The sequence below is a fragment of the Sphingomonas sp. Leaf343 genome, from assembly GCF_001423765.1.
Taxonomy (GTDB): Bacteria; Pseudomonadota; Alphaproteobacteria; order Sphingomonadales; family Sphingomonadaceae; genus Sphingomonas.
In genome coordinates this window covers 170,329-194,606 of sequence record NZ_LMPG01000010.1, presented here as the reverse complement: position 1 = coordinate 194,606, position 24,278 = coordinate 170,329, and the positions used below count along the sequence as shown (strand labels likewise).

At 67.9% G+C, this 24,278-nt stretch carries 28 protein-coding genes and 2 tRNA genes; 18 read left to right on the top strand and 12 right to left on the bottom strand.

Translation table 11 applies throughout. The features are described 5' to 3' along the window. The first annotated feature begins 122 nt into the window (after positions 1-122). Positions 123-683, top strand: coding sequence for an FxDxF family PEP-CTERM protein (locus ASG07_RS06195; RefSeq protein ID WP_055843556.1), 561 nt, complete (start codon positions 123-125; stop codon positions 681-683). Positions 684-896: 213 nt separating this feature from the next. Here the strand turns inward: ASG07_RS06195 and ASG07_RS06190 are convergent, their stop codons facing one another. From ASG07_RS06190 to ASG07_RS06175, 4 genes are all read right to left on the bottom strand, one after another. Further along, the gene (locus ASG07_RS06190; RefSeq protein WP_055843555.1) at positions 897-1,100 is read right to left on the bottom strand and encodes a hypothetical protein; all 204 of its coding nucleotides are present in this window, start codon (positions 1,098-1,100) and stop codon (positions 897-899) included. A gap of 110 nt (positions 1,101-1,210) precedes the next feature. Next, a tRNA-Thr gene (locus tag ASG07_RS06185) sits at positions 1,211-1,286 on the bottom strand. 18 nt (positions 1,287-1,304) lie between these two features. After that, entirely contained in the window at positions 1,305-2,192 is an 888-nt protein-coding gene (locus tag ASG07_RS06180) for a hypothetical protein (protein WP_055843554.1), read from the bottom strand. After that, positions 2,192-3,505, bottom strand: a complete 1,314-nt coding sequence (locus ASG07_RS06175; RefSeq protein WP_055843983.1) for a replication-associated recombination protein A — start codon at positions 3,503-3,505, stop codon at positions 2,192-2,194. The genes ASG07_RS06180 and ASG07_RS06175 overlap by 1 nt, the downstream gene beginning before the upstream one ends. A 192-nt stretch (positions 3,506-3,697) precedes the next feature. Here ASG07_RS06175 and ASG07_RS06170 point away from each other — a divergent pair, with 192 nt between their 5' ends. Beyond that, a complete protein-coding gene (locus tag ASG07_RS06170) occupies positions 3,698-4,255 on the top strand; it encodes a PadR family transcriptional regulator (RefSeq protein WP_055843981.1) in 558 nt (185 codons plus the stop codon). Then, on the top strand, positions 4,252-4,557 hold the full coding sequence (locus ASG07_RS06165) for a DUF2218 domain-containing protein (protein ID WP_055843553.1): 306 nt from the start codon (positions 4,252-4,254) through the stop codon (positions 4,555-4,557). The genes ASG07_RS06170 and ASG07_RS06165 overlap by 4 nt, the downstream gene beginning before the upstream one ends. Before the next feature lie 109 nt (positions 4,558-4,666). Here ASG07_RS06165 and ASG07_RS06160 read toward each other — a convergent pair whose 3' ends face one another. Next, complete coding sequence (locus ASG07_RS06160; protein WP_055843979.1) at positions 4,667-5,806, bottom strand: glycosyltransferase family 4 protein; 1,140 nt, start codon at positions 5,804-5,806, stop codon at positions 4,667-4,669. Between the two features lie 104 nt (positions 5,807-5,910). Here ASG07_RS06160 and radA point away from each other — a divergent pair, with 104 nt between their 5' ends. The 5 genes from radA to ASG07_RS06135 all read left to right on the top strand — a co-directional run bounded on the left by radA (position 5,911) and on the right by ASG07_RS06135 (position 10,439). After that, positions 5,911-7,284 (top strand): DNA repair protein RadA, encoded by a 1,374-nt coding sequence (radA, locus tag ASG07_RS06155; RefSeq protein WP_055843552.1) that lies wholly within the window; start codon positions 5,911-5,913, stop codon positions 7,282-7,284. Between the two features lie 89 nt (positions 7,285-7,373). Then, the gene (locus tag ASG07_RS06150; protein ID WP_055843551.1) at positions 7,374-7,937 is read left to right on the top strand and encodes a CvpA family protein; all 564 of its coding nucleotides are present in this window, start codon (positions 7,374-7,376) and stop codon (positions 7,935-7,937) included. Next, complete coding sequence (locus tag ASG07_RS06145; protein ID WP_055843550.1) at positions 7,934-8,371, top strand: iron-sulfur cluster assembly scaffold protein; 438 nt, start codon at positions 7,934-7,936, stop codon at positions 8,369-8,371. The genes ASG07_RS06150 and ASG07_RS06145 overlap by 4 nt, the downstream gene beginning before the upstream one ends. Then, positions 8,371-10,116, top strand: coding sequence for a cation:proton antiporter domain-containing protein (locus ASG07_RS06140; protein WP_055843549.1), 1,746 nt, complete (start codon positions 8,371-8,373; stop codon positions 10,114-10,116). Before ASG07_RS06145 ends, ASG07_RS06140 begins: the two co-directional genes overlap by 1 nt. Beyond that, positions 10,116-10,439 carry a DUF423 domain-containing protein gene (locus ASG07_RS06135; protein WP_055843548.1) on the top strand — a complete coding sequence of 108 codons (324 nt, stop codon included), beginning with the start codon at positions 10,116-10,118 and terminating at the stop codon, positions 10,437-10,439. Before ASG07_RS06140 ends, ASG07_RS06135 begins: the two co-directional genes overlap by 1 nt. 8 nt (positions 10,440-10,447) lie before the next feature. Here the strand turns inward: ASG07_RS06135 and ASG07_RS16870 are convergent, their stop codons facing one another. The 3 genes from ASG07_RS16870 to ASG07_RS06125 are packed head-to-tail and all read right to left on the bottom strand — an operon-like array spanning position 10,448 to position 12,278. Then, positions 10,448-10,588 (bottom strand): DUF2256 domain-containing protein, encoded by a 141-nt coding sequence (locus ASG07_RS16870; RefSeq protein ID WP_082474576.1) that lies wholly within the window; start codon positions 10,586-10,588, stop codon positions 10,448-10,450. After that, positions 10,588-11,688: a 3-dehydroquinate synthase gene (aroB, locus tag ASG07_RS06130; RefSeq protein WP_055843547.1), complete on the bottom strand. Its 1,101-nt coding sequence runs from the start codon at positions 11,686-11,688 to the stop codon at positions 10,588-10,590. The genes ASG07_RS16870 and aroB overlap by 1 nt, the downstream gene beginning before the upstream one ends. After that, positions 11,685-12,278 (bottom strand): shikimate kinase, encoded by a 594-nt coding sequence (locus tag ASG07_RS06125; RefSeq protein ID WP_082474575.1) that lies wholly within the window; start codon positions 12,276-12,278, stop codon positions 11,685-11,687. Before ASG07_RS06125 ends, aroB begins: the two co-directional genes overlap by 4 nt. 94 nt (positions 12,279-12,372) lie before the next feature. Between ASG07_RS06125 and ASG07_RS18015 the strand changes: the two genes are divergently transcribed. The 4 genes from ASG07_RS18015 to ASG07_RS06110 are packed head-to-tail and all read left to right on the top strand — an operon-like array spanning position 12,373 to position 16,136. Beyond that, a complete protein-coding gene (locus tag ASG07_RS18015; protein ID WP_269082628.1) occupies positions 12,373-12,507 on the top strand; it encodes a hypothetical protein in 135 nt (44 codons plus the stop codon). Continuing rightward, entirely contained in the window at positions 12,491-14,275 is a 1,785-nt protein-coding gene (locus ASG07_RS06120) for a hypothetical protein (protein WP_055843546.1), read from the top strand. The genes ASG07_RS18015 and ASG07_RS06120 overlap by 17 nt, the downstream gene beginning before the upstream one ends. Further along, positions 14,272-15,177, top strand: coding sequence for a tyrosine-type recombinase/integrase (locus ASG07_RS06115; RefSeq protein WP_055843545.1), 906 nt, complete (start codon positions 14,272-14,274; stop codon positions 15,175-15,177). The genes ASG07_RS06120 and ASG07_RS06115 overlap by 4 nt, the downstream gene beginning before the upstream one ends. Before the next feature lie 11 nt (positions 15,178-15,188). Continuing rightward, positions 15,189-16,136 carry an acetyl-CoA carboxylase carboxyltransferase subunit alpha gene (locus ASG07_RS06110; RefSeq protein ID WP_055843544.1) on the top strand — a complete coding sequence of 316 codons (948 nt, stop codon included), beginning with the start codon at positions 15,189-15,191 and terminating at the stop codon, positions 16,134-16,136. A 13-nt stretch (positions 16,137-16,149) separates the two neighbouring features. Here ASG07_RS06110 and ASG07_RS06105 read toward each other — a convergent pair whose 3' ends face one another. The 3 genes from ASG07_RS06105 to ASG07_RS06095 all read right to left on the bottom strand — a co-directional run bounded on the left by ASG07_RS06105 (position 16,150) and on the right by ASG07_RS06095 (position 16,884). Beyond that, on the bottom strand, positions 16,150-16,320 hold the full coding sequence (locus ASG07_RS06105) for a Flp family type IVb pilin (protein ID WP_055843543.1): 171 nt from the start codon (positions 16,318-16,320) through the stop codon (positions 16,150-16,152). Between the two features lie 81 nt (positions 16,321-16,401). After that, positions 16,402-16,569: a Flp family type IVb pilin gene (locus ASG07_RS06100; protein WP_055843542.1), complete on the bottom strand. Its 168-nt coding sequence runs from the start codon at positions 16,567-16,569 to the stop codon at positions 16,402-16,404. Between the two features lie 117 nt (positions 16,570-16,686). Continuing rightward, positions 16,687-16,884, bottom strand: a complete 198-nt coding sequence (locus ASG07_RS06095; RefSeq protein ID WP_055843541.1) for a Flp family type IVb pilin — start codon at positions 16,882-16,884, stop codon at positions 16,687-16,689. 39 nt (positions 16,885-16,923) lie between these two features. Here ASG07_RS06095 and ASG07_RS06090 point away from each other — a divergent pair, with 39 nt between their 5' ends. Further along, entirely contained in the window at positions 16,924-17,337 is a 414-nt protein-coding gene (locus ASG07_RS06090) for a (deoxy)nucleoside triphosphate pyrophosphohydrolase (RefSeq protein WP_055843540.1), read from the top strand. 5 nt (positions 17,338-17,342) lie between these two features. On the opposite strand, the gene ASG07_RS06085 is transcribed toward ASG07_RS06090, so the two are convergent. Continuing rightward, positions 17,343-17,416, bottom strand: a tRNA-Cys gene (locus ASG07_RS06085). Between the two features lie 231 nt (positions 17,417-17,647). Between ASG07_RS06085 and ASG07_RS06080 the strand changes: the two genes are divergently transcribed. The 5 genes from ASG07_RS06080 to ASG07_RS06060 are packed head-to-tail and all read left to right on the top strand — an operon-like array spanning position 17,648 to position 24,241. Beyond that, positions 17,648-18,313: a protein-L-isoaspartate O-methyltransferase family protein gene (locus tag ASG07_RS06080; protein ID WP_055843539.1), complete on the top strand. Its 666-nt coding sequence runs from the start codon at positions 17,648-17,650 to the stop codon at positions 18,311-18,313. Positions 18,314-18,317: 4 nt separating this feature from the next. Then, a complete protein-coding gene (locus ASG07_RS06075; protein WP_082474574.1) occupies positions 18,318-19,853 on the top strand; it encodes a TolC family outer membrane protein in 1,536 nt (511 codons plus the stop codon). Between the two features lie 27 nt (positions 19,854-19,880). Next, positions 19,881-20,489 (top strand): DUF2497 domain-containing protein, encoded by a 609-nt coding sequence (locus tag ASG07_RS06070; RefSeq protein ID WP_201780968.1) that lies wholly within the window; start codon positions 19,881-19,883, stop codon positions 20,487-20,489. Positions 20,490-20,502: 13 nt separating this feature from the next. After that, a complete protein-coding gene (locus ASG07_RS06065; RefSeq protein WP_236694586.1) occupies positions 20,503-22,155 on the top strand; it encodes a histidine kinase famiy protein in 1,653 nt (550 codons plus the stop codon). Between the two features lie 43 nt (positions 22,156-22,198). Then, a complete protein-coding gene (locus tag ASG07_RS06060) occupies positions 22,199-24,241 on the top strand; it encodes a S9 family peptidase (RefSeq protein ID WP_055843536.1) in 2,043 nt (680 codons plus the stop codon). Positions 24,242-24,278 lie beyond the last annotated feature (37 nt).

The following is a 24,278-nucleotide window of genomic DNA, read 5'->3' as shown; positions in this document are numbered from 1 at the left end:
GAATCGGTAGCCTATAGCCCTGATCGGAATCGGCCCGCGGAATCATGCTGTTAAAAAATTGAAAATGTGGGATAGATCAGGGGATCAAAGCTGACGACGCAGCTTCTATCGGGGGAAGACACATGAACATGATGATTCGCTTGGCGGTACTGGGCCTGGGCGCAGCAGTTCTGACGCCGTCGATCGCCGCCGCGCAGAGTTCGACCGGTGTGGGCGCGACCTACAACCTGTTCAGCGGCACGGCGAACAGCGGGACGTTCGGCAACAGCGCCATCGGCGACATGACGTTTACGAACACCTTCACCTTCATCGTGACGCGCAGCGGCGTTCTGGCGTCGGACTTCACCAACGCCGCCAGCCGCAACGGTCTGGACAGCGACATCGACTTCACGTCGGGCACGCTGACCGGTGGATCGCTGACCTCACCTCTCGCGTATAGCCGCCTGCTAGGCGAGCCGTTGTCGCTGACCGAAGTCTGGGGCATTACGCCCTTGATGATTTCGGCCGGTACCTACACGCTGACGATCGCAGGTCGCGCTTATGGTCCGACCTCGACTTTCGCGGGGAATTTCAACGTAGTCGGCGTGCCGGAGCCGACGACCTGGGCGATGATGATCGCCGGTGTCGGTCTGGTCGGCGGTGCGATGCGTCGCCGGACGAGGACCAAGGTGTCGTTCGCCTGATCCGATCGACCCAGCGGACTCAAGAAAGCCGCCGGCCGCGAGGTCGGCGGCTTTTTCTATGGAAGGCCATCGACCGCAGAGCGACCGGGTCGCATCAGGGGCGCCTCCCGCGCATCGTCGATCCCAACAGCGTGATGACGTACAGGCCCACATAGAAGGGCGCGACGAGCAGCACCCCGATCGCGTGAGTCCACCTTGACGAGCGATCCCCGCTCATCCTTCCGCAGCTTCGCGCCGACCGGTGCCGGCACCCGCATTGAGAGCGTCGACGATCATCACGGCGTCGTCGCGCGAATAGCATTTGGCGATCGGGTCAACAGTCCCGCGCGCGGCCGAGAGGACGATCCAGATATCCAGATCGCCATTGCCATAATGTTCGATACGATGTTCGAAAAGATACGCTTTTTCTACGGTCATGACCCGAACCTAGGCTAGCGTGCAGGCGCGGGCCAGCCCGATCGCGGGTCGACGGCAGATCGGCCCTCGACTTGGTCATCCCGCCGAAGGGCGCGTGGATCATGCGATGATGGTGCCGGTTGCAGGAATCGAACCCGCGACCTTCGGTTTACAAAACCGCTGCTCTACCAGCTGAGCTAAACCGGCACGGCGGCGTCTTTAGCGTCAGAGGACGCCGAACGTCCAGCCTTCGGTTGCCGCGATGCTGCGCGTCAGGGGCGCGGGTGACCAGTATCGCGGATCCTCGGCCACGGTGCGCAGCCATGCCGCCGTCAACAGCGCGTCCGTCGCATGATCGTCGTAGCGGGCGAGCGGCACATGCGCGGGCGACCCCAGTTGGACGAGCGCGGCATCGAGATCGCAGCCGGTGCGCAGCTTGCTTCGGCCGCCACCGACCCCGGCGGCGCGCGCGGCGTTGGTGGTGTAGATCTCGACCAGCACCGGTCCCGCTGCCGGGACGGGATCGAACGGCCAGACCGGCAGGACGCCGTTCAGCCGGTCGAGGACGCGCATGCCGGTCAGGCTGGATTTGCCGACCTGCGCCGCGCCGACCAGATTGAAGCAGCTCGCCGACAATCCCTGGCCGGTATCGCGGCTGCGCGCTTCCACGACGCGGAGCCGGCCACCGCCGCGCGCGCCGAACCGGTCGCCGAGCCGGCCGCCGTGCTGGCGGAAATATCGCGCAGCCTCCGGATCGCCGAGGAAGGACGATACGCCGAGATCGGGGTCGCCGGCACAATGCGCCTCGACCAGCGCCCAAAGGGACCGTGCGTCGGGGGGGCTTTTCGACCAGCCGGGGAAGTACGCGCCCTCGTCGCAGAACGGGAAGGTCGGCGACAGGTCGAGCCCGATCAGCCACGGCTCGCCCGACCGCGCGACATCCTGCAACCACGCCAGCGCGTCCGCGCGCGACCAGCACCGCTCGACCAGACGCGGCGGGCCGTCGCGGTCGGTAATGGCCAGCGCCAGTCCCTTCGGGCGGGGCACCGCCTGTCCGGACCAGTCGAAGCACGCGAAGCGGGTGAACCGCGCATGCGCGTCCCTGCCGCGCATCAATCGCGGTTCGCGCGGCGTTCGTCCCACCACGCCATGCGCTCGGCGATGCGCTTTTCGAACCCGCGGTCGGTCGGTTCGTAGAAGCGTTGCGGCGGCAGGTCGTCGGGCCAGTATCGCGCGCCGGAGAACGCATCCTCGGCATCGTGATCGTATTCGTAGCCCTTGCCATAGCCGAGATCGCGCATCAGCCGGGTCGGCGCGCCGAGGATCGATTTGGGCGGGCTGATCGACCCGCTCTCTTTCGCGGTCTTCCACGCCGATTTCTGCGCGAGATAGGCGGCATTCGATTTCGGCGCGGTGGCCAGATAGAGGCACGCCTGCACGATCGCGAGTTCCCCCTCGGGCGAACCGAGGAAGTCATAGGCGTCCTTGGCGGCGATGCACTGCACCAGCGCCTGCGGATCGGCGAGGCCGATATCCTCCACTGCCGCCCGCGTCAGGCGTCGCAGCACGTAGAGCGGCTCCTCTCCCGCGACGAGCATCCGTGCTAGATAATAGAGCGCTGCCTGAGGATCGGACCCGCGGATCGATTTGTGGAGCGCGGAGATCAGGCCGTAATGCCCCTCGCGATCCTTGTCGTACACCGCAACGCGCCGTTGCAGCAGCGCGGATAGTCCGGCCGGGTCGAGCGGTGCGGGCAGGTCGATCGCGAACAACGTCTCCGCCTGATTGAGCAGGAAGCGTCCGTCGCCGTCCGCGCTGGCGATCAGCGCCTCCCGCGCCGCCGCATCGAGGGGCAGGGGCCGATCCTCCAGCTCCTCGCCGCGCGACAGCAAGCGGTCGAGCGCAATACGGTCCAGCCGGTGCAGGATCAGCACCTGCGCTCGGCTGAGCAGCGCGGCGTTGAGCTCGAACGACGGGTTCTCCGTCGTCGCGCCGACCAACGTGACGGTGCCGTCCTCCACGAACGGCAGGAAGCCGTCCTGCTGCGCGCGGTTGAATCGGTGGATTTCATCCACGAACAACAGCGTGCGCTTACCGACGCGGGCATGATCCTTCGCCTCGGCGAAGACGCGCTTGAGGTCGGCGACACCCGAGAACACCGCCGAGATGCTGGCAAACCGCAGACCCACCGCGTCGGCGAGCAGCCGCGCGATCGTCGTCTTGCCGGTGCCGGGCGGCCCCCACAGGATCATCGACGATAGCCGCCCAGCCGCGACCATCCGCCCGATCGCGCCATCCGCGCCGGTCAGATGCTCCTGCCCGACGACCTCGTCCAGCGTGCGCGGACGCAGCCGATCCGCGAGCGGGGCATCGGCGGGGGGTGCGTCGGTGGGGGCGGGGGGCTCGATCCCGGCGAACAAATCCATTTCGCCGATGTAGGGGGTCCGCGCGTCGGCGTCATCCATGAGTTGGATCGGAGGGCGCTGAAAATATATCTTGGAGCATCTTGTGATCGGCTTTCGAAGATATATCTTGGTTGCATCGTAGAACTATAGGGAACGATGATGTTTGGAATGAACAAGCGGGGCTGCGGCTCCAAAGACGACATGAGGCGTGCGATGCACCAAGCCATGCACGGCGGTCGCGGACCGCGCGGCAGCTTCTCGTTCGAATGGACGCCGGGGCACGGGGAGGAGGGGCGACCGGGCCGCGGCCGTCGCATGTTCGACGGCGGCGAGCTTCGCCTGATCCTGTTGAAGCTGATTGCGGACGAGGCAAGCCACGGATACGACCTGATCCGCCGGATCGAGGCGCTGACCGGCGGCGCCTATGCCCCCAGCCCTGGCGTCGTATATCCGACCCTGACGCTCCTCGATGAGATGGGCCAGATCGGCGAGCAGCAGGCGGAGGGTACGAAGAAGCGCTTCGCCGTCACCGACGAGGGTCGCGTCCATCTGGCGGAACGCGAGGAGGAGGTCGCGGCGCTGATGCAGCGACTGGCGGCAATGGGCGAACAGAGCGAGCGCACCGATCGTGAGCAGGCCCGTCGCGCGATGTGGAACCTCGGTCAGGCGGTGCGCGGCCGATTGCGGCGCGGCGACGTGTCGGAAGAGACGCTGCACGAGGTCGTCGGCCTGATCGACGAGCTCGCGCAGAAGATCGAGCGCCTGAAATGAGCGTGTCGCCCAAGATCTCGGTCGCCCGCGTGCCGACGCAATCGGCCAGCCGCTACCTCCAGCAGCTCGCAAAGCACTGGAGCCACAAGATGACCGTGTCCTTCACCGAGGAGGAGGGCACGATCGACTTCCCGAACGGATCGAAGCTGGAGATGCGTGCCGATCCGGAGACGCTCGACATCCTGTTGACCGTCCCCGAAGGTGAGGACACGGCCCGCATGCGCGAGGTGGTTGCAAGCCACCTCGACCGCTTCGCTTTTCGCGAAGCGCCGCTGACCTTCGACTGGCGGGCGGGGGAGTAGCGGCCATCGTGCTCCCGTGCAGGCGGGAGCCCAGTGTTGCGGAGCCGGCCATTGCCCTGCCCGGCCACTGGGTTCCCGCTTTCGCGGGAACACGAGCCAGATGTTCGGACTAGTTCTTCAGCGCGAGATAGGTATCCAGCACCGCCTGATTGATCGCATCCCAGCGATATCCCGCCGCACGGGCATGGCCAGCCTCGCCCATCGACCGGCGCAACGCCGGATCGCCAGCGATCCGCGCGATCGCGTCGGCATAGGCGGCGGGATCGCGGGGAGAAACGAGGAAGCCGGTGACGCCTTCCTCGACCAGATCGGTCGTGCCGGTGGCATGCGCGGCGACGACCGGCACCGCCGCCGCCATCGCTTCCAGCGTGACGTTGCCGAACGTCTCCGTCACCGACGGGTTGAAGAACGTGTCGAGTGACGCGACCGCGCGGCCCAGCGCGTCGCCACGCTGGAATCCCGCGAATGCCGCGTCGGGTACTTCCTTCGCGAACCAGTCGCGCGCCGGACCGTCGCCGATCACCAGCACGCGGTGGCGCACGTTCCGCTCCGTCAGGGCGCGCGCGATGTCGGCGAAGACGTCGAGACCCTTTTCCTTCACCAGCCGCCCGACGAAGCCGACCGCCAGTTCATCGTCCCCGACACCCAGCGAGCGCCGCCACGGCATGTCGCGGCGCTCGGGCGAGAAGCGGTCGTGATTGACGCCGCGCGACCAGATACCGATCGGGGTCGTCACCCCCCAGCCGCGCAGGATCTGCGCCATGCTGTCGCCGGGCACCAGCACGGTATCGACGCGCCCGTAGAAGCGCGCGAGCATCCGCTCCAGCGGCCGTTCCAGCGCCGACAGGTGATAGTAGCGGAGGTACGTCTCGAACCGCGTGTGCAGCGATGCGACCGTGGTGATCCCGCGCGAACGCGCCCAGCTGATCGCGCGATGCCCGAGAATGTCGGGTGCGGAGACGTGCACGACATTGGGCGCGAACGCCTCCAGATCGCGGCGGACCTTCGCCGGCAATCCGCACGCGATCCGGTATTCGCCGCGCCCGCCGGGGATCGGGATCGCCGGCACGTCGACCAGATCGCCGGTCGCGGAAAAGGCGGGTTGAGGAACGGTCGGCGAATAGACGCGCACCGCGACGCCCTGCGCCAGCAGATGTCCGACAAGCAGGTTCAGCGCCTGATTGGCACCGTCGCGCACGTAATTGTAATTGCCGCTGAAGAGCGCGACACGGAGGTCCTTCGGCTGCATGGTGGCGGGGCCATAGCGGCGGCGGCGGCGATTGACCATCCGCCGCCCGGAGAACCGCCTTCACGGGCGATTGTGTTCCCCTCCCGTTCCGCTATGAAACCGGTATGGCGAAAATCCAGAAACGCTATGTGTGTCAGGCCTGCGGCTCGGTCGCGTCGCGGTGGCAGGGGCAATGCGCCGATTGCGCCGAGTGGAACACGCTGGTCGAGGAAGCACCGGCCATCGTCACGCCCTTCCATGCCAAGCACAATCTCCAGGGCGGGGGCCGGTCGATCGTGCTGACCGCGCTCGACGCCGATGTAGCGCTGCCCGCGCGCCTGCCCAGCGGCGTCGCGGAGTTCGACCGCGCGCTGGGTGGCGGGTTCGTCGAAGGATCGGCGACGCTGATCGGCGGCGACCCCGGGATCGGCAAATCGACGCTGTTGCTTCAGGCGGCGGCGAAGATGGCGCTCGCCGGGCACAGCGTCGCCTATGTTTCGGGAGAGGAGGCGGCGGATCAGGTGCGGTTGCGCGCGCGGCGGCTCGGTCTGGGCTCCGCGCCGGTGCAGCTCGCCGCCGCGACGTCGACGCGCGACATCCTGACGACCCTGTCGGCGGGCGCGCCGCCGACGTTGCTCGTCATCGATTCGATCCAGACGATGCACAGCGACCTGATTGAGGGTGCGCCCGGCACCGTCAGTCAGGTGCGGGCGTCCGCGCAGGAACTGATCCGCTTCGCCAAGGAGCGCGGCACCGCTCTGGTGCTGGTCGGGCACGTGACCAAGGACGGCAGCATCGCAGGTCCGCGCGTGCTGGAGCATATGGTCGATACCGTGCTGGCGTTCGAGGGCGAGCGGTCGCACCAGTATCGCATCCTGCGCGCGATCAAGAACCGGTTCGGCGGCACGGACGAGATCGGCGTGTTCTCGATGCAGACCGAGGGACTGGCGGAGGTCGCCAATCCGTCCGCGCTGTTCCTGACCCAGCGCGAGGAGGGGATGACGGGCGCGACCGTGTTCCCCGCGCTGGAGGGGACGCGGCCGGTGCTGGTCGAGATCCAGGCGCTGACCGTCCGGCTCGCCAGCGGGGCGACGCCGCGGCGGGCGGTGGTCGGCTGGGATTCGGGGCGGCTGGCGATGATCCTCGCGGTGCTGGAGGCGCGGTGTGGGCTCAGCTTCTCGTCGGCGGAGGTGTATCTGAACATCGCCGGCGGCTACCGCGTGCAGGACCCGGCCGCCGACATGGCGGTCGCCGCCGCACTCGTCTCGGCGATGAGCGAACGACCCGTGCCCGCCGATGCCGTGGCGTTCGGCGAGGTCGCCTTGTCGGGCGAGATCAGGCCGGTGGCGCATGGCCCGCTGCGGCTGAAGGAGGCGGCCAAGCTCGGCTTCGAACGGGCGCTGGTTCCCTCCGCGATGGCGAGGGACGACGGGCCGCTGCGTCTCTCCGGCTTCCGCACGCTGGCGCAGTTCGTGGATCACATGCTGGGGCGGGGCTAGCTCGACGCCTCGGGACCAGAGGTGCCCTTGCGCATATCTGACAAATCGTGTCTCGACCGGACTCGCCACGAACGCTTTGAGTCTGCCGCATGACCTCCCTCGATATCGTCGTCCTCGTCGCGGTCGTCGGGTCCGCGTTGCTCGGTTTGAAGCGCGGCTTCGTGGCGGAGGTGCTGGCGCTGTTCGCGTGGGTGGCGATGGTCGCAGCCTTGAAGCTGTTCCACATCACGCTGGCGCAGGCGCTGACCGGCGTCGTCGGCACCGTGTCGGGTGCGGCGGTGCTGGCGTTCGTGCTGATCGTCGGCGTGACCTATTTCGGCGGCAAGCTGGTCGCGAACGCGATCGGATCGCGGACGCGGACGTCGGTGCTGGGGCCGCTCGACCGGGCGCTGGGGTTCGGCTTCGGGGCGCTCAAGGGCCTCATCCTCGCCAGCCTCGTCTTCCTGCTGGCGGCACTCGTGCTCGACACGATCGGCGGCGGGCCGACTCGGCGGCCGGAATGGATGGTCAGGAGCCGCACCTATCCGCTGTTGAACGCGACCAGCGCCGGCATCGCCGATTTCGTGGATCGCCGCCGCCGTGGTCAACCAGTGTTCGGCGCGCGCACGCCGTCGCCCGCATCGTCGGAGAACAGCGCGGGAGCCGCCGAATGACCGCCAACCTGTACAATACCGAGATCCTGCGCCTTGCCTCCTCGATCGCGCATCACGAGCGGCTCGCCGATCCCGCGGGCACCAGCGAAAAGCGGTCGGCGATCTGCGGCAGCCGCGTCACCGTCGATCTCGACCTCGGACCGGACGGCCGGGTCGCTAAGGTCGGGCTGCTCGTCCGCGCCTGCGCGCTCGGGCAGGCGTCCGCATCGCTGCTGGCGAACCATATCCTCGGCAAGACGCCGCAGGAACTGGCCGACGCGCGCGACACGCTGACGGCGTGGCTGGCGGCAGGATCGGGCGACATGCCCGCGTGGCCGGGCCTCGACGTCTTCGCTCCGGCGCTGAGCTACACCGCGCGCCATCCGTCGATCCGGCTGGCGTTCGAAGCCGCCGCCGAGGCAGCCGAACACGCCTCCGCGAAGCAGCACGCGTGATGGAACACGAACAGATCTCGCTGCTGCGCGACGGCGCGATCCTGCTCGGCGCGGGCCTGTTCTGCGTGTTGCTGTTCCGCCGGCTCGGCCTCGGCGCGACGCTGGGCTATCTCGTCGCGGGCGCGGCAGTCGGGCCGCACGTGCTGGGCCTCGTCGGCGACGCCGAATCGAAGATGGGCATTGCCGAACTCGGCATCACCTTGCTGCTGTTCATCGTCGGGCTGGAGCTGAACCCGACGCGGCTGTGGCGGATGAAGCAGGAGATTTTCGGCGTCGGACTGCTTCAGGTCGTCGCCTGCGGCCTTGCGATCACCGGCGTCGTCTGGATCGCGCATTTCTCCGGTCCCGCCGCGCTCGCGCTGGGCCTGCCGCTGGCGCTGTCGTCGACCGCGCAGGTGCTGCCGATGCTGCAATCGTCGGGCCGGATGCGGACGCCGTTCGGAGAGCGGGCCTTTTCGATTCTGCTGTTTCAGGATCTGTCGATCGTCCCGCTCATCACGATCCTTGCCGCGATGAGCCGCAACCCGGCGGATGCCAATGCGCCGCCGGGCTGGCTGCTCGGCATCTATACCGTGCTGGCGGTCGTCGGGCTGGTGCTGGCCGGTCGCTTCGTCCTGCGGCCGTTCTTCCGCCTGATCGGCAATCTCGGCGAGCGCGAGATGTTCGTGTTCGCGGCGCTCTTCACCGTCATCTGTTCGGCCGCGATCATGGAAGTGCTGGGGCTGTCGACCGCGCTCGGCGCGTTCATCGCGGGCGTGATGCTGGCCGACAGCCCCTACCGGCATGAGCTGGAGGCGGACGTGGAGCCGTTCCGCTCGATCCTGCTCGGCCTGTTCTTCCTCGCGGTCGGCATGATGCTGGACCTGACGGCGATCGCCGAGCGGCCGTTGTTCGTGCTCGCGATGGCGGCGGCGTTGATCGCGACCAAGACGCTCGTCATCTTCCTGATCGGCCTCGCCTTCCGGATGCCGTGGCGCGGCGCGCTGGCGCTTGGGCTGCTACTCAGTCAGGGCGGCGAGTTCGGCTTCGTCTTGTTCGCGCAGGCGCAGAACGGCCTGTTGATCGCGCCCGAGGCGGCCAGCCTGTTCGGCGCGATCGTCACCATTTCGATGGCCTCGACGCCGTTCCTGATGAGCGCGACCAAGCGCTTCCGTCAGCAGCCGATCGTCAAGGATCAGGAGCGGGACGGCCCCAAGACCGACGGCGCGAACGCGATCATCGTCGGATACGGGCGGTTCGGTCAGACGGTCGGCCAGATGCTGATCGCAGAGGGCGTGCCGGTGACGCTGGTCGACACGGATATCGAGATGATCGATATCGCCAGCGAGTTCGGTGCCAAGGTCTATTATGGCGACGGCACCCGCCTTGATCTGCTGCGGCAGGCGGGGGCTTCGGAGGCCGAACTCATCCTGTTCTGTATCGACGGCGATCAGATCGACGCAGAAATTCTGGAGGGCGTCCATGCCGCGTTTCCAAAGGCCACGATCTTCGTGCGTGCCTATGACCGGCGCGCGCTTATCAAGCTTAGCCACAGCAAGGCCGAATATGTCGTCCGCGAGGTGCTGGAGTCGGCGATTTCGATGGGGCGGCGGGCGCTGAGTTCGATCGGAGTCGATGACGGTGCGATCGACCGGGCCGAACATTCCTATCGGGCGAACGACCGCGAACGGTTGCGCAAACAGGTCGAGGCAGGCGACCTGCGCGCGGGCATCGACGGGATCATCACACAGGCGGCGAGGGACTGATGCTGGGGCTGTTCGCGGCGCTGTCGGGCGCACTGGCCGTGATCGCGGGCGCGTTCGGCGCCCACGGGGCACAGGGCGATGCGCAGGAATGGCTGCGGACCGGTGGCCAGTATCAACTGGTCCACGCCGTCGCCGCGCTGGTAGCGCTCAGGATGGACGCGCGCGGGCCGGGATGGCTGTTCGTCGCGGGCGGTGCGGTGTTCGCGGTCACGCTCTATGCGATGGCGCTGGGTGCGCCGCGCTGGCTCGGCGCGGTCACGCCTGTCGGCGGTGCGTTGATGATCGGTGGCTGGCTGTGGCTGGCGTGGAGTCTGCGGCCTTAGCCGTTTGACTACCGCTTCTTGCGGCAACTGTCCGAGCAATAGACCACCGCATCCCAGTCCCGCGCCCACTTCTTGCGCCACGAAAACGGCCGTTCGCAGGCCGGACAGATTTTCGTCGGCAGGTCGCGTTTCGCGACGCCGTTCGGCATCAGCGCGGCTCGCGATCGAGGAAGCGTTCGACGTCCGCCAGATCGACCGACCGGTCGAGATAGGTCTGACCGATTCCCCGCGCGAGCAGGAAGGGCAGGGTACCCGCCGCCATCTTCTTGTCATGGCGCATATGCTCGACCAGCCGCGCGCCGGACGCCGCGATCCCCGCCGCCGCCAGCCCGTCGGGCAGGCCGGCGGCGCGGACATGCGCCGCCACGCGCTCCGCATCCGCCGGGGGGCACAACCCGCGCGCGACGGAGTAGCGGAACGCCAGCGCGATACCGGCCGCGACGCCTTCGCCGTGGATCAGGCTGCCGTCGAAACCCGCCTCCGCCTCCAGCGCATGTCCAAACGTATGGCCGAGATTGAGCAGCGCGCGGGTGCCGTTCGTCTCATGCTCGTCCGCCGCGACGATGCGCGCCTTCGCCGACACCGCATGCGAGATTGCCTCGACCCGCGCCGCCGCGTCCCCCGCCAGCAGGGCCGCGCCGTTGGCCTCGCACCAGTCGAAGAACCCGGCGTCGTCGATCAACCCGTATTTCACGACCTCGGCATAGCCGGCGCGAACCTCGCGCGGGGCCAGCGTGTCGAGCACGTCGGGGTCGATCAGGACCAGCGCCGGCTGATGGAATGCGCCGATCAGGTTCTTGCCCGCCGCGGTGTTGATCGCGGTCTTGCCGCCGACGGACGAGTCCACCTGCGCCAGCAACGTCGTCGGCACCTGAATGAATCCGCACCCGCGCTTCAGGATCGCGCAGGCGAAGCCGACGAGATCGCCGATCACACCGCCGCCCAGCGCCACGACATGGTCGCCGCGCTCCACGCCCAGCCGCAACAGCCAGTCGCACACCTGCTGAAGCGTCGCCCAGCTCTTCGTCGCTTCCCCGGGTGCGAGGACCAGCGCCTCGCTGGCCACGCCCGCGCCGGCCAGCGACGCCTGCACGGTGGCGAGGTGCGCCCGGACATTCTCGTCGGTCACGATCGCGACCGTCCGCCCGCGCGCCAGCGGCGCGATATGCCCGGCGGCGCGGGTCAGCAGCCCCGCCTCGATCAGGATCGGGTAGCGGCGCGCGCCCAGTTCGACGGTTACGGTCTTCACTGTTCGGCTCCCGAAGGTTTTGGCGAGGATTCTGGCTGTGGATCGGGCGCGTGCGGCGGCGCCAGCCCGATCGCCCGCATGATCGCGGCGACCGTGGCCTCGTGCGGCCCACGCTGGCTGACGATATGGATAGGGGCCTCCGCATAGATCGGGTCGCGCACGCGGGCGAGGTCGGCGAGCACCTGACGCGGGTTCTTGCCGCGCAGCAACGGGCGGGTGTCGCGCCGTCCGACCCGCTCGGCCAGCACGTCCGGGTGCGCCGTCAGCCAGATCGCCGTCGCCTGATCGAGAATCAGCGCGCGCGTGTGTTCGTTGACGAACGCGCCGCCGCCGGTCGCGATGACCTTGGGCTTGCCATCCATCAGGCGCGCGATCACGCGCCGCTCGCCGTCGCGGAAATAGGGTTCGCCGAATTGCGCGAAGATTTCGGCCACGGTCATCCCCGCCGCCTCCTCGATCGCATGATCCGCATCGACGAAGGGAAGACGCAACCGCCCGGCGAGCCGCCTGCCGACGGTGGATTTGCCCACCCCCATCAGCCCGACGAGCACGATCGGCCGGCCGTCCCAGGGAGAGTGGCTTTGCAACATCGCGGCCCTCGCTATACAGCGCACGGGCGATCGCGCAAAAGCGCTCGTTCCGTTCGTTACCGTCGTTTCGTGCCCGCAGCGTATAAGGTTCGCCATGTCCCGCCTGGTCATCACCGTCGTCGTCATCCTGATCGTGGTGGTCGGCGGACTGTTCCTTCTCGCCGGTCGCGACGGCGAGCGCCCGATGACCCAGGTCGAGAAGCAGGTCTCGCTTGCGAACCTCCAGTAATGCGAGCCTCGCCGCTGCGGTGATCGCGGCGGCCGCCGCCGCCGCGCTGGCGCAGGAGCGGCCCGAATCGATCCTGCCACCGGGGTTCGGCGACACTGCTCCCGCGCCGGCACCCGCCACGCCGCGCCCGGCGACACCGGGCCGCGTGCCCGTGCCGGCGACTCCGGAGACGACGCCGACCCCTGCGGCGGGTGGTGTCATCCAGCCGCTGCCGTCCGGCACGCCCAGCGCCACGCCGACCGCGACCCCCACCCCGACACCGACGCCGATCGATCCGGCGACGCTGGCGCGCTACGAGATGCCGGAATTCGCACGCCGCTCGCTAAACGCAGTCGGCGTGTCGGCAGAGGTCGGGCCGGCGGCCTTCGCCGGCGCGGACGGCGGGTTCGTGCAGGCGTTGATGCGTCGTACCGCCGCGCCGCTGCCGTCCCGGTGGCTCTCGATCGCGCTGCGCCGCGCCCTGAGTTCGAGGCTGGAGCCGCCGGATGGCGTCGACGGCGCGGATTTCGCAGCCGAGCGCGCGTGGCTGCTGCTGCGGATGGGCGAGTCGGTCGCGGCGCGCGCGGTGGTGCAGGGCGTCGACAATGCCGACTATACGCCGAAACTGTATCAGGTCGCGATGAACGCGATGCTGGCGACGGGCGATCCGGCGGGCCTTTGTCCGCTCGCCGATGCCGGTCGTGCCGCGACCGGCGAGCGCGGCTGGGCTTTCGCTCAGCCGATATGCGCCGCGCTGGCGGGGAACGGAACGGCCGCGCGCGCACAGTTCACCGCGCTCCGCCGGCGTCGGCTGGCGACCGGCGTGGACCTGCTGCTGGCCGAAAAAGTCGTCGGTGCGGGCAGTCAGGGCCGACAGGCGGTGACGATCGAATGGGACGGGGTCGACCGGCTGACGACGTGGCGCTTCGGACTGGCGGCCGCGACCGGCACGACGATCCCGGAGGCGCTGTTCGCCGGCGTCGGGGCACAGGTGATGTCGTGGCGGGCGCTCGCTCCCGGTATTCCCCTGGCCCAGCGGGTCGAGGCGGCGGAGGTGGCGGCCGGGCAGGGGGTGTTCTCCAATACGGCGCTTGTCGATCTGTATGGCGCGGTCGCAGCGGATGACGATGCGCCATCGGGGCCGACCGCGACGGCGACCGATCTACGCACCGCCTATGCCGGGGTCGATTCGGCGACGCGGATGGCGGCGCTGCGTCAGCTATGGAGAGCCAGACCTTCTTACGCCCGCCTCGTCCTGACAGCGCGGGCCGCGGTCCGCCAGCCGGCGAGCGGCGACAATACGGATGCAAACCGGATCGTCGCCTCCCTGCTGTCGGCGGGGCTGGACCGTACCGCCGCACGCTGGTCGGGCGCGGTCGCGGCGGGCGGCGACGGCTGGGCGATGCTCGCGCTCGCCGATCCCGATCGGCGGCAGTTCGTCAGCTATGCGCAGCTTCAGGGGTATGACGGCGGCAGCGAGATCAAGCGGCGGCTGCTATTCGCCGGGCTTGCCGGCCTCGGCCGGCTGTCGGCGGAGGACATCGAACGCGCCGCGGAGGCGCTCGACGTGCGGATCGGCGCGGCCAACAGCTGGACGCGGGCGCTGGATCGTGCGGCGGCGGACGGGCAGGCAGGCAGCGTCCTGCTGCTGGCGGCGATCGGGATGCAGACCGGCTCGTGGCGCGGCGTGCCTCCAGAGGCGCTCTACCGCATCGTCACCGCCCTGCGCGCGGTCGGCCTCGACGGCGAGGCGCGGATGATCGCCGCAGAGGCGATCGCGCGGGCATGACCGTCCAGAGCGATCGGCCGCTGATCGATCGCTTCCTCGAAATGCTGGCGGCGGAGGCGGGCGCGGCGGCGAACACGCTGGCCGCCTATCGCAGCGACCTGTCGCTGGCGTCGGCGGCGGTCGATGGCGGTCTCGCGTCGGCGGACGAGGCGGTGCTGCGACGACTGGCGGACGGCTGGTCCTCCCTCGCCCGCGCGACCGTCGCGCGCAAGGCGGCGGCGCTGCGGCGCTTCTACGCCTTCCTCCAGGACGAGGGTCACCGCGCCGACGATCCCGGCGCGGCGCTGCCCCGGCCCGGTACTGCGCGTCTCTTGCCCAAGGCGCTGAGCCATGCCGATGTCGACCGGCTGTTCGCGGCGCTGACGGAGCGGCTGGCGGTGGCGCATCCTTCCGCGAACGACCTGAGGCTGTCGGCGTTGATCGAGCTGCTCTACGGATCGGGCCTGCGGGCGACCGAACTCGTGTCGCTGCCCCGTAATGCGATCCGACCCGATCGCCCGTACATGATCGTCCGCGGCAAGGGCGACAGGGAACGGCTGGTGCCGCTGTCCGACCGCGCCCGCGCCGCCGTCGCCGCGTGGCGGGACCATGTGCCGCCCGAAAAGACCTATCTCTTCCCCTCCGGCGCAAAGCATCTGACACGCATCCGCCTGTACCAACTGGTTAAGGTGCTGGCGGCGGAGGCCGGGGTACCACCTGACCGCGTCAGCCCCCACGTGCTGCGCCACGCCTTCGCGACTCACCTGCTGGCGGGGGGTGCGGATTTGCGTGCGCTCCAGACGATGCTGGGCCATGCGGACATCGCGACGACCGAAATCTACACCCATGTCGATGCCAGCCGGCTGGTGGAACTCGTCAACCGCGATCACCCGCTCGTTGACCTCGACCTCCGCCGGCCGTAACCGCCGGCCCGATGCCAAGTTTTCTGGACTTCGAGAAACCGATCGCCGAGCTGCAAAGCCGGATCGACGAACTGCGCGAAACCGCGGCCGGCGGCAATGTCAACATCGCGACCGATGTCGGCCGCTTGCAGGCGAAATCGGACAAGCTGTTGCGGGATACCTTCGCCCGGCTGACGCCGTGGCAGAAGACGCAGGTCGCGCGCCATCCGGAACGACCGCACTTCAAGAACTATGTCGCCGGGCTGTTCGCGGAATTCCTGCCGCTGGCGGGCGACCGCGCCTTTGGGGACGATCAGGCGATCATCGGCGGCTTCGCGACGTTTCGCGGACTCAAGATCGTCGTGATCGGGCATGAAAAGGGGGAGGATACCGCCACGCGCCTCCGCCATAATTTCGGCATGGGCAAGCCGGAGGGGTATCGCAAGGCGATCCGCCTCGTCGAACTCGCCGACCGGTTCGGGCTTCCGGTGGTGACGCTGGTCGATACGTCTGGCGCCTTTCCCGGCATCCAGGCGGAGGAACGCGGCCAGGCGGAGGCCATCGCCCGCTCGACCGAGGCCTGTCTCGCAGCCGGCGTGCCCGTGATCGCGGCGATCGTGGGAGAGGGCGGCTCCGGCGGCGCGGTGGCGCTGGCGGCCGGCAATCGCGTGCTGATGTTCGAGCACGCGGTCTATTCCGTCATCAGCCCCGAGGGATGCGCGTCGATCCTGTGGCGCACGTCCGATCGCGCGCCCGATGCGGCGGAGGCGATGAAGGTCACTGCGCAGGATCTGAAGGCGCTGGGCGTGATCGACACGATCGTCGCCGAACCGCTGGGCGGTGCACACCGCGCGCCTCAGGTGGCGATCGCCGCGCTGGGCGATGCGCTGGACAAGGCGCTGAAGGATCTGTCGCCGCTCTCCGCGACCGACCTGCGCCAGTCGCGTCGCGCGAAGTTCCTGAAGATGGGTCGGCTGTAACCAGCCGACCGGCTTACGACACCTTCATGTTGGACGAAACGTTCTCGAACGTCTTCTTCACCTTGCCGCCCAGCCCCTGCATCGCCGCAATCGCCGCGACGGCGATCAGTGCTGCGATCAAGCCGTATTCGATCGCCGTTGCGCCGCGGGTATCGGCGAAAAGCTCGCGTAATCTTCTAACCACGTCAGTCTCCCCTTGGAAGCAATTCGGGCGGCGAAGCAAGTGCCTCGCCGCCCGATTTCGTTCGTCAGTAGAAGATGACGATTACGTCGCCTTCATGTTCGACGAGACGTTCTCGAAGGTCTTCTTGAGCTGGCCACCCAGGCCCTGCATCGCGGCGATGGCAGCGACGGCGATCAGAGCGGCGATCAGGCCGTACTCGATGGCGGTGGCGCCCTTCTTGTTCTTGAAAATCTTGCGGATCATCTGCATTTCCGGTCTCCGTATCTGAAGCTTCAGTCACCCGGCCTACCGGCGTAGCACCGGGTCAGCACGAGTTTCTCTAGGGGGCGAGAGTTGAAAAAGTCTTAAGTGCGGTCCGGGCATTTTTCACGAAGCCTTCTGGACCTTGTCCGATACGTTGCCCCATAGTCCGATCGTCACATCCGCGACCTGGCTGAGCGCCACCAGCATCACCAGTACGACGAAGGCCAGGATCATCGCGTATTCGACCGATGTCGCGCCCCGACGGTCGCGATGGGCACGACGCCGAGCAGGGCGGACGATGTTGCGGAGCCGATTGCGCATGTCGGGGCGATTAGCCGACAGGATTTAAGGAAAGATGAGATGTCGGGCACCGGACCTGTCGAACCGTCGCTGCTGCTCGTCGTCGCCGCGGCGCTGATCGACGCACACGGGCGCGTGCTGATGCAGCAGCGGCCCGAAGGGAAGGCTCATGCCGGCCTGTGGGAGTTTCCCGGCGGCAAGGTGGAGGCAGGGGAGTCGGCCGAAGCGGCCCTCGTGCGCGAGCTGTCGGAGGAACTGGGCATCACCGTCGATCGCGACGCCCTGACGCCGAGAAGCTTTTCGACACTGATAGCCGGTGATCGGCATCTCGTGCTGCTGCTCTACGCCGTGCGCAGATGGCGCGGCGAACCCGTACCCATCGAGGCGTCGGCGCTACGATGGGATACGCCGGAGGCATTGGCGAAGCTGCCGATGCCCCCCGCCGACGTACCGCTGGTCGCGGCGCTGCGATAGCGGTCTGGAGGCCCGACCGGGAATCGAACCCGGGTGCAAGGATTTGCAGTCCTCTGCGTCACCACTCCGCCATCGGGCCTCGATATGCGGGGAGGCGGCGCAATGCGGTGGAAACGGGCGGGCGTCAACCGTGCAATGCGTCCGGCACGCCAGTTAGCGCACGTTAACCAAAATTTCGCGATCGGCGGTCTAGAAAGGCGAACCGAAGAGCCACGATGTCCATCCCGCTTGCGCTGCCCGGCCCGGGCGGGATACGACAAGGTTAATCAAGTGTATTGCGCAACTAATACGGTTGTGCGACGGGGGTGGTATGACGACGACGACGACTCACGCATCCGTGGACACCGCCCGGCTTCGGCAGGCGATGGTCGCCAGCCAGCTGCGGCCGAACGCGGTCGACGACCAGCGGGTCGTGACGGCGATGGCGACGATCCCGCGCGAGGCGTATCTGCCCTCCACCGCGGCGTCGCTGGCGTACCGGGATACGATGATCCCGTTGGGGCGCGCCCGCTACCAGAATTCGCCGCTCGCCACCGCGCGGCTCATCAACGCCGTGGAGATCGTGCCGGAGGATCGCGTGCTGCTGATCGGCGCGACCGGCGGGTATACCGCCGCATTGCTGGTGGAACTCGGCGCGGTCGTGACCGCGGTCGAGAGCGACTCCGAACTGGCCGCCGTGGCGCGCGCCGCGCTCGGCGCGACCGTGGATGTGGTCGAAGCGCCGCTGGTCGAGGGGCATGCCGCCGGCGCGCCCTATGACGTGCTGTTCGTCGACGGAGCGGTGGAGGAACTGCCGGATGCGCTGCTCGCGCATCTTCGCGACGGCGCCCGGATCGCCACCGGCCTGATCCAGAACGGCGTCACGCGCCTCGCCGTCGGTGCCCGCACCGCCGGCGGCCACGCCGTGCAACCTTTCCTCGATGCCGAGTGCGTCGTCCTCCCCGGCTTTTCCAAGCCCGCCGCCTTTAGGTTCTGACCCCATGACCATTCGCACTGCTCGCGTCGGCCTGTCGGTCGCCGCAACCATCCCGCTCGTCTGCTTCACGGGCACGGCCGCGCCGGCCGAAACGCTGCGCGATGCCTTGCAAAAGGCCTATGCCAGCAACCCGACGATCACCGGCCAGCGCGCCGCCCAGCGCGCCACGGACGAAAGCGTGCCGATCGCGCGATCCGGCGGGCTGCCCTCGCTGTCGGCGAACAGTCAGGCGACCGAGAACGTCGTGCAGGCGAACAACAACTTCCTGAACCCGGAGCGGCTGGCGAACGGCCAGCTCCAGTTCTCGGTGCCGCTGTATCAGGGTGGTTCGGTGAGAAACGCCGTCAAGGCGGCGGAAACGCGCGTCGAAGCCGGCCGGGCGACGCTCCGCAACACCGAGGCGACGACCTTCACCAACGTCGTCGCGGCCTATATGAACGTGCTGCGCGACGAGGCTATCGTCGGCCTGAACCAGCAGAATGTCCGCGTCCTCGACGTCAACCTGCGCGCCAGCCGCGACCGGTTTCAGGTCGGCGACCTGACCCGTACCGACGTCGCCCAGTCGGAGGCGCGTCTGGCGCTTGCCCGCGCGCAGCTCCAGTCGGTGGAGGCGCAGCTTATCTCCAGCCGCGAGAACTACATCGCCGTCGTCGGCACCCCGCCGGGCACGCTGGACCAGCCGCCGGTGATCCCGAACCTGCCCGCCTCGCCGACCGACGCCGTCAACGTCGCGCTGGATCGTAATCCGCAGTTGCTCGCCGCGCGCAAGCAGGCGGATGCGACCCGCTTCGACATCGGCGTCGCCCGAGCGACCCGGCTGCCCCGTGTCGCGGCGGTCACGTCCGGCACATATTTCAACTACCTCGGCTCGGTCCCCAGCGTCGCCAATGGCCAGCGCATTCCGGGTAGCGGCACGGCCCTGACCACCGGCTTCCAGCTCTCGCTGCCGTTGTTCCAGGGCGGCCAGCCCGCCGCGCGGGTGCGGCAGGCGGAGGCCGGCCGTGGTCAGGCGCTCGAAGTGCTGACCGCGACCGAACGCGCCATCGTCTCGCAGACCCGCTCGGCCTACGCGATCTGGCAATCCTCGCAGCAGGTGATCGCCTCGTCGGAGGCGGCGGTCAACGCCAACAAGCTCAGTCTGGAGGGTGTGCGCGCCGAAAACAGCGTCGGCACGCGCACGATTCTCGACATCCTCAACGCCGAACAGGAACTGCTCAATAGTCAGGTCACGCTGGTGACGGCGCGTCGCGACGCCTATGTCGCCGGTTTCGCGCTGATCGCGGCGATGGGCAATGCGGAGGCACGCGACCTGGGGCTGGATGGCGGTTCGCTCTACGATCCGACCATCAACTACCAGCGAGTACGCGGCCGGATCGGCGATTTCGGGGGTGACGGAGAGCCGACCCCGATCGCCGGGACGACCCGCTCCACGCCGGCGCAGACCGCGATCGTGACGCGTCCGCTCGACCCGGCGCTCGATTCGAACATTGACAGAAGCCCGGCATTAACCACAGGAAAGTCGTCGCCGAACCGTCAGTAGGGACGTTTCGATCGGAAAGTGCCGCTGATGGGGGACATGAGCGTGGAACCGTCGATGGAAGAAATCCTGTCTTCCATCAAACGGATCATCGCGGAGGAAGGCGACGGGCCCACGCGTGGGCGTCGCCTGTCCCGTCCCGCGCCTCCGCCGCGCGACGACGATCATGAGGTTCTTGAACTCCGCGATCCGATGCCGGAGCCGGCACGCCCCGATTTTGCGCGGGTCGAACCCGGCTTCGATCGACGGCCCGAACCTGCGCCGGTCGAGCCCGTGCGCGCCGATCCGGCCCGTATCGAACCCGCGCGTGTCGAGCCGATTCGTCCGGAAGCCGTCGCAAGGACGGAGTCCGAACCGACCTCGCGGGTTGAGGCATCGAGGCCGGAACCGGTCGCGCCTGCCAGGTCCGAGGACGAGCCGATCATCTCCGCCTCCGCGGCGGAGGCCAGCCGCGGGTCGCTCGAAAATCTTTCGCGGCTGCTCGTGAAGCCCGATCCGGCGAGCGACGGCACGCTGGAAGGAATGGTGCGCGACATGCTCCGCCCGATGCTGCGCGACTGGCTCGACCGCAATCTGCCGGCGATGGTCGAGACGATGGTCGCGGACGAGATCGCGCGCATCACCGGGCAGCCGAGATAGCCGACGCGTGACGATGGGAACTGAAGATCGGCCGACCGGTTCGCTCGGCATGGGCACGCACGACCTCGCCGGAACCGCCGAATTCGAGCGCGGCCACGTACCGCCTCCCGTCATCGATCATCGCGTCGCGCCGCACGATGCGCCCCACGACATCTTCTTCGCCGCGGTGAAGACGACGCGGATGCCGATGATCGTCACCGATCCGAAGCGCCCGGACAACCCGATCATCTTCTGCAACGAAGCCTTCACCTTCATGACCGGGTATGAGGAGCACGAGATCGTTGGCTCCAACTGCCGCTTCCTGCAAGGGCCGGAAACCGACCGCGACATCATCGACCAGCTCCGCGCCGCCATCGCCAAGCGCGAGGAAGTGGCGGTCGAGGTCCTGAACTACCGCAAGAATGGCTCGACCTTCTGGAACGCGCTGTTCGTATCGCCGGTATTCGACGAGAGCGGCGAGCTTCTGTATTTCTTCGGGTCGCAGCTCGACATCTCTCGCCGGCGCGAGGCGGAGGAGGCGCTGCATGAGGCTCAGAAGATGGAGGCGGTCGGAAAGCTGACCGGCGGTATCGCTCACGACTTCAACAATCTGCTGCAAGTCATTCTTGGCTATGTCGATATTCTGGAGGCGAAAATCGACGCCTCCGATCGCGGCGCGCGGCGGGCGGTCGATGCGATCGCCATGTCCGCTAATCGCGGCGCGACGCTGACGCAGCAACTGCTCGCCTTTGCGCGCAAGCAGGAACTGCGGGACCGGTTGCTCAACTTCAACCAGCTGATATCCGACTTCCGCCCGATCCTTGATCGCACGGCGGGGGAGGGGGTGACGCTTCGTCGCCAGCTCGACGATCATCTTTGGAACTGCCGCATCGATCCGGTGCAGGCTGAAATGGCGTTGCTCAACATCATCGGCAACGGTCGCGATGCGCTGGGCGGATCGGGGACGATCACGATCTCGACCCGCAACGCCGTGCTGCCCGAGGATGCCGGTGGCGCGTCGCTGAAGCTCGCACCCGGCGAATATGCCGCGATTTCGATCGGCGACGATGGCCCCGGCATCGATCCGACGATCGTCGACAAGATCTTCGACCCGTTCTTCACCACGAAGGAAATGGGCAAGGGCACCGGCCTCGGCCTGGCGATGGTCTATGGCTTCATGCGCCAGTCGGGCGGCCTCGCGACCGCGCAGAATCAGGAGGGTGGCGGCGCGCTCTTCACCCTCTACTTCCCGCGCGCCAGCGGCTCCTCGGCCGAACGCCGCTCGCCCGTCATCCAGCCACGGTCGCGCGGAGGGGTCGAACGTGTCCTGATGGTCGAGGATCAGATCGAGGTCGGCGAGCTGGGGCAGGAGATGCTGCGCGATCTCGGCTACGACGTCACGCTCGTGAACAGCGCTCGCGCGGCGCTCGACGTGCTGGCCGGCGACTCGGATTTCAAGCTGCTGTTCACCGATATCCTGATGCCCGGCGGCATGAACGGAGTGGGCCTCGCCAATGCGGTGAAGCGCGACTATCCGCGCACGGCCGTGCTGCTGACGACCGGTTTCGCGGACGAGGCTATCGATGAGGGCGCGCGCAGTTACGAACTGATCCGCAAGCCCTATCGTCGTGCCGAGTTGAACGAGCGCATTCGTCAGGTGCTGGACAAGCCGGGCGCGCGCACCTGAGGGCAGTTGTCGCAGGACAGGGCTTCTGCTCTATCCTGCGGACATGAAGCACTTCCTCCTCGCGGGCGTTGCGCTCGCCGCCACCGTCTCTCCCTCCCCGTTGGCCGCCCGTCAGTTGACGATCGACGACGTGACGATGCTCAGCCGCATCGGCGCACCGACCACGACCAGGGACGGCCACTGGCTCGTCTGGGCGCAGCGCGAGACCGATCTCGAAGCCGATCGCGGCACCTACGATCTCTGGCGTCTCGACCTGACAAGGCGGGCGGCGAAGCCGGAAAAGCTGGCGGCGGAGGTGGGCGTCAATGAGAACGACCCTCAGATCGTCGGCAACACCGTCTACTTCACGTCGGATAAGGGCGGCGGCGACGTCGCGGTCTGGGCGATGCCCGTCATCGGTGGCGAAGCGCGCAAGCTGACCAGCTTTCAGGGCAGCTTCAGCGGTTTCAAGGTATCGCCCGACGCGTCGAAGCTCCTGGTGTGGGCCGATCGCCTGCCCGGTGCGCCCGGCCTGACGCCGGCGATGGTCAAGAAGGCGGCGGACGCTGGCTCCGGCCGCACCTATGACCAGCTGTTCGTCCGCCATTGGGATACATGGGCAGACGGTACGCGCTCGCAACTGTTCGTCCTGCCGCTCACGCCAGCCGGCGCAACTGGAGACGGCGTTGCCATCGAGGGTGCACTGGTCGGGGACACGCCGTCCAAGCCTTATGGCGGCGCGGAGGAACTGGCGTGGAGCCCCGACAGCCGCACCGTCTACTTCGCCCTGCGCGAAGCGGGCCGGATCGAATCGACCTCGACCAACCTCGACATTTTCTCCGCTCCCGCCGATGGCTCCGCCGCGCCGACGAACCTCACCGCCGACAATGACGGCATGGACAATCTGCCGACCGTGTCGCCCGACGGCCGCAGCCTCGCCTATTTCGCGATGAAGCGCCCCAGCTACGAAGCCGACCGTCAGGTGCTGATGATCCGCGATCTCGCCTCCGGTCAGGTGCGCGCTGTGACGGAGGCGTGGGACCGTTCGGTCGCGTCGATCGCGTGGACGCCCGACGGCAAGTCGCTCTATGTCACCGCCGACGACGTGCAGGAAACGCCCCTGTTTCGGGTCGATGCGCAGACGGGCAAGGTCCATCGACTGACTGGCGAAGGCCATGTCTCCGCCGTCGCTGTCGTACCGAAGGGTGCGGTGGTGGCGATGAACAGCCTCGTCGCGCCTGACGATTATTACATGATATCAAAGCCAAATCAGGCACAGCGTCTGACCAGCGTGAACGCGGAGAAGCTCGCCGGGGTCGACATGCCAACCGTCAGCCGCTTCAGCTTCACCGGCGCGAACAACGACACTGTCTACGGCTACGCCGTCAAACCGGCCGGCGCGACGGGACAGGTGCCGGTGGCCTATATGGTCCATGGCGGACCGCAGGGATCAAGCAACAACAGCTGGTCCTATCGCTGGAACCCGGCGGTGTTCGCCGGCGCCGGCTACGGCCTCGTCGCCGTCGATTTCCACGGCTCCACCGGGTACGGGCAGGCCTTCACGGACGCGATCCGCGACAATTGGGGCGGCTGGCCACTCGAGGACCTTCAGAAGGGTCTCGCCGCCGCGACAGCGAAGTTCGGCTGGCTCGACGGCGACAATGCTTGCGCACTCGGGGCATCGTACGGCGGTTACATGATGAACTGGATCGAGGGACAGTGGCCCGATCGCTTCAAGTGCATCGTCCAGCATGACGGAGTCTTCGACGCTCGCGCGATGGCGTACGAAACGGAGGAGCTCTGGTTCGACGAGTGGGAACATGGCGGCAAGACCTATTACGAGGACCCCGCCGCGTTCGAGAAGTGGAACCCCGTCAACCACGTCGCCGCGTGGAAGACGCCGCAACTTGTCATCACCAGCGAGAAGGATTTCCGCATCCCCTACACGCAGGGGCTGGCCGCCTTCACCGCGCTCCAGCGCCGCGACATCCCGTCGCGCCTGCTCGTCTTTCCGAACGAGAACCACTGGGTGTTGAAACCGAAGAACTCGCGGCAATGGTATCGGGAGGTTCTGGGCTGGATGGGGAAGTGGACCGGTCTGAAGTGATGCGGACGGGCAGGGGGTGACGAACGGCGCGCGGCCC

Coding starts and splice junctions, on each gene's coding strand:
- ASG07_RS06110 (WP_055843544.1), top strand. CDS start 15,189: ATGCCAAGTTTTCTGGACTTCGAGAAACCGATCGCCGAGCTGCAAAGC.
- ASG07_RS06195 (WP_055843556.1), top strand. CDS start 123: ATGAACATGATGATTCGCTTGGCGGTACTGGGCCTGGGCGCAGCAGTT.
- ASG07_RS16870 (WP_082474576.1), bottom strand. CDS start 10,588: ATGCCGAACGGCGTCGCGAAACGCGACCTGCCGACGAAAATCTGTCCG.
- ASG07_RS06065 (WP_236694586.1), top strand. CDS start 20,503: ATGGGAACTGAAGATCGGCCGACCGGTTCGCTCGGCATGGGCACGCAC.
- ASG07_RS06170 (WP_055843981.1), top strand. CDS start 3,698: ATGCACCAAGCCATGCACGGCGGTCGCGGACCGCGCGGCAGCTTCTCG.
- ASG07_RS06125 (WP_082474575.1), bottom strand. CDS start 12,278: ATGTTGCAAAGCCACTCTCCCTGGGACGGCCGGCCGATCGTGCTCGTC.
- radA (WP_055843552.1), top strand. CDS start 5,911: ATGGCGAAAATCCAGAAACGCTATGTGTGTCAGGCCTGCGGCTCGGTC.
- ASG07_RS06150 (WP_055843551.1), top strand. CDS start 7,374: ATGACCTCCCTCGATATCGTCGTCCTCGTCGCGGTCGTCGGGTCCGCG.
- ASG07_RS06100 (WP_055843542.1), bottom strand. CDS start 16,569: ATGCAGATGATCCGCAAGATTTTCAAGAACAAGAAGGGCGCCACCGCC.
- ASG07_RS06095 (WP_055843541.1), bottom strand. CDS start 16,884: ATGCGCAATCGGCTCCGCAACATCGTCCGCCCTGCTCGGCGTCGTGCC.
- ASG07_RS06165 (WP_055843553.1), top strand. CDS start 4,252: ATGAGCGTGTCGCCCAAGATCTCGGTCGCCCGCGTGCCGACGCAATCG.
- ASG07_RS06075 (WP_082474574.1), top strand. CDS start 18,318: ATGACCATTCGCACTGCTCGCGTCGGCCTGTCGGTCGCCGCAACCATC.
- ASG07_RS06070 (WP_201780968.1), top strand. CDS start 19,881: ATGGGGGACATGAGCGTGGAACCGTCGATGGAAGAAATCCTGTCTTCC.
- ASG07_RS18015 (WP_269082628.1), top strand. CDS start 12,373: ATGTCCCGCCTGGTCATCACCGTCGTCGTCATCCTGATCGTGGTGGTC.
- ASG07_RS06160 (WP_055843979.1), bottom strand. CDS start 5,806: ATGCAGCCGAAGGACCTCCGTGTCGCGCTCTTCAGCGGCAATTACAAT.
- ASG07_RS06060 (WP_055843536.1), top strand. CDS start 22,199: ATGAAGCACTTCCTCCTCGCGGGCGTTGCGCTCGCCGCCACCGTCTCT.
- ASG07_RS06190 (WP_055843555.1), bottom strand. CDS start 1,100: ATGACCGTAGAAAAAGCGTATCTTTTCGAACATCGTATCGAACATTAT.
- ASG07_RS06080 (WP_055843539.1), top strand. CDS start 17,648: ATGACGACGACGACGACTCACGCATCCGTGGACACCGCCCGGCTTCGG.
- ASG07_RS06145 (WP_055843550.1), top strand. CDS start 7,934: ATGACCGCCAACCTGTACAATACCGAGATCCTGCGCCTTGCCTCCTCG.
- ASG07_RS06115 (WP_055843545.1), top strand. CDS start 14,272: ATGACCGTCCAGAGCGATCGGCCGCTGATCGATCGCTTCCTCGAAATG.
- ASG07_RS06180 (WP_055843554.1), bottom strand. CDS start 2,192: ATGCGCGGCAGGGACGCGCATGCGCGGTTCACCCGCTTCGCGTGCTTC.
- ASG07_RS06135 (WP_055843548.1), top strand. CDS start 10,116: ATGCTGGGGCTGTTCGCGGCGCTGTCGGGCGCACTGGCCGTGATCGCG.
- ASG07_RS06090 (WP_055843540.1), top strand. CDS start 16,924: ATGTCGGGCACCGGACCTGTCGAACCGTCGCTGCTGCTCGTCGTCGCC.
- ASG07_RS06140 (WP_055843549.1), top strand. CDS start 8,371: ATGGAACACGAACAGATCTCGCTGCTGCGCGACGGCGCGATCCTGCTC.
- ASG07_RS06175 (WP_055843983.1), bottom strand. CDS start 3,505: ATGGATTTGTTCGCCGGGATCGAGCCCCCCGCCCCCACCGACGCACCC.